At 75.1% G+C, this 2,444-nt stretch carries 4 protein-coding genes; all 4 read left to right on the top strand.

Features of this window, described 5'->3' with window-relative positions; genetic code table 11:
• Positions 1 to 437: ATP-binding protein (locus VR44_RS37825; protein ID WP_045952207.1), on the top strand; the 437-nt coding region annotated here is incomplete at its 5' end.
• On the top strand, positions 434 to 1,114 hold the full coding sequence (locus VR44_RS37820; protein ID WP_045952206.1) for a response regulator: 681 nt from the start codon (positions 434 to 436) through the stop codon (positions 1,112 to 1,114). The genes VR44_RS37825 and VR44_RS37820, both read left to right, overlap by 4 nt.
• An 88-nt stretch (positions 1,115 to 1,202) precedes the next feature.
• On the top strand, positions 1,203 to 1,376 hold the full coding sequence (locus VR44_RS46200; protein WP_169791088.1) for a DUF6126 family protein: 174 nt from the start codon (positions 1,203 to 1,205) through the stop codon (positions 1,374 to 1,376).
• A 157-nt stretch (positions 1,377 to 1,533) separates the two neighbouring features.
• A partial coding sequence (locus VR44_RS37810) for an acyltransferase family protein (protein WP_245692839.1) occupies positions 1,534 to 2,444 on the top strand: 911 nt, incomplete at its 3' end.

The raw sequence follows: 2,444 nt of genomic DNA, 5'->3' as shown, positions 1-2,444 counted from the left end.
CGCCGCAGCCCGGGGTCGCCCGGATCCAGCAGCTGGTGGAGGCGACCGTACGGGCCGGGCAGCCGGTGGAGCTGTCCCTGGCCTCGGGCGTGGCGGAGGCGGCACGGGCGGATCCGGCCGTGGACCTGTCGGCGTACCGCATCGTGCAGGAGGCCCTGGCGAACGTGGTGCGGCACGCGCCGGGGGCGCGGACCCGGGTGTCGGTGACGCACTCCGCGGAGGAGGGGGTGGTGCTCGTGCTGGTTGTCAACGGCCCGGCGCCGGAGGAGGCGGAGGCGCTGGAGGGTGCGGGCGCGGGCACGGGGCACGGTCTGGTGGGGATGCGCGAGCGCGTACGGTTGACCGGCGGGACCCTGGACGCGGGCCCGCTGCCCGAGGGCGGTTTCCGGGTCGCCGCCCGGCTGCCGCTCGCCTCCCGGACCGAGGACTCCAGTTGACCATCCGAGTGATCATCGTCGACGACCAGGCCATGGTGCGGGCGGGGTTCGCCGCGCTGCTGTCGGCGCAGGCCGACATCGACGTGGTGGGCGAGGCGCCCGACGGCCGGGAGGGCGTACGGCTCGCGCGGACCCTGCACCCGGACGTGGTGCTGATGGACGTCCGGATGCCGGAGCTGGACGGGCTCTCGGCGGCCCGGGAGGTCCTGGAGCCGCCGCCGGGGGTGACGCACCGGCCGAAGGTGCTGATGCTGACCACCTTCGACATCGACGACTACGTGTACGAGGCGCTGCGCGCGGGCGCGTCCGGGTTCCTGCTGAAGGACGCCCCGCCCGCCGACCTGATCGCGGCGGTCCGGGTGGTGGCCTCGGGCGAGGCGCTGCTGGCTCCCTCGGTGACGCGCCGGCTGATCGCGGACTTCGTACGGCAGCGGCCGGCGCCGCGCAAGGATCCGGCGCTGCGGCTGAACGGTCTGACCCCGCGCGAGACGGAGGTGCTGGAGCTGATCGCGCGGGGGCTGTCGAACCAGGAGATCGCCGCGCACCTGGTGCTGGCGGAGCAGACGGTCAAGACCCACATCGGGCGGGTGCTGGGCAAGCTGGACCTGCGCGACCGGGCCCAGGCGGTGATCTTCGCCTACGAGGCGGGGCTGGTCCGCCCGGGCGACTCGGGGTAGCGGGCCGGGCGGGGCGGGCTCCGCGGGCACTCCGGACACCCCCTAGACTCGCGGGGTTGTGCGAGAGCGTCGAGGGAGACCGGTGGTCATGACGGACGACGGCCAGGAGCGCGGCGGCCCCGGGAAGCGGGCGGCCGCCGAGCAGGAGAAGTGGAAGGCGAAGGGCGTCGCGCTGCGCGCCTTCTTCTACATCGCCGGCACGCACGTGTTCGCCGCGTTCGTGATGCTGCTGTTCTACCTGGGGCAGCACGCCCAGAAGTGAGGCGGGCCGGCGGGCCGGTCCTGTGGCGCACGTCCGCCCGTCCGTCTCCTCCACCCCCTACCGGGGTATGACACACGGCTTGGCTCCCGGGTGGGACGTGCCGCCGGGTACCTGATTCCTACCTTCCTCTCCGTCACGAGGAGAGAGGGGACAGGGCATGCGCCGCTTCGGGAGGACGCTCTTCAGGGCCGCGCCGGCGGGGGCCGGGGCGGGAGCGGGGGCCGCGCTGCGGCGGGCCGCGGACCGGATCGAGAGGCGGACGCCCGCCCACCGGGACCGGGCGGTCGACGGGCTGCGGGCGCTGGCCCTGCTGGCGGTGCCGACCGGGCACTGGCTGCTCGGCGGATTCACCCTGGACGCGGAGGGCGGCCTGCACAACGCCAGTCCGCTGTCGGCCGTCGGCGCCCTCGCCCCGGCGAGCTGGGTGCTCCAGATGCTCGGTGTCTTCTTCCTGGTCGGCGGCTATGCCTCGGTGCTCTCCTTCCGCCGTCGGACGGGCTCGACCGGGGCCTGGCTTAAGGGGCGGATGGTGCGGCTGGGGCGGCCGGTGCTGGGGGTGACGGCCGTGTGGGCGCTGGCCGCGCCGGTGCTGTACGCGGCGGGGGTTCCGGAGACCACGCTGCGGACGGGGGCGACCCTGGTGGTCCAGCCGTTGTGGTTCGTCGGGGTGTATGCCGTGGTGACGGCGCTGACCCCGTACTGCGTCCGGGCGGCGGGCCGGCTGGGCGGCTGGGCGGCGGCTCCGCTGCTGGTGTCGGTCGCGGTGGTGGACTTCCTGCGGTACGGGCCGTTCGCCGGTTCGGTGCCGTCCTGGTTGTCCGTGCTGAACGTCCTGCCGGGCTGGCTGTTCGCCTATCAGCTGGGCGTCGCGTGGGGCGAGCGGCGGATCGGGCGGCGCGGGGCGTGGCTGCTGCTGGCGGGCGGGGCCGCGCTGTTCGCGGTGCTGCTGGCGGTGTTCCACTACCCGGCCTCGATGGTCGGGGTGCCGGGTGCGGCGCGGACCAACTCGCACCCGCCGTCGCTGCTGGTCCTGGCGCTGGCCTCGGCCCAGTCGGGTGCCGCGATCCT

The organism is Streptomyces katrae, from assembly GCF_000966975.1.
Taxonomy (GTDB): domain Bacteria; phylum Actinomycetota; class Actinomycetes; order Streptomycetales; family Streptomycetaceae; genus Streptomyces; species Streptomyces katrae.
This window is presented reverse-complemented; position numbering and strand designations above follow the sequence as displayed.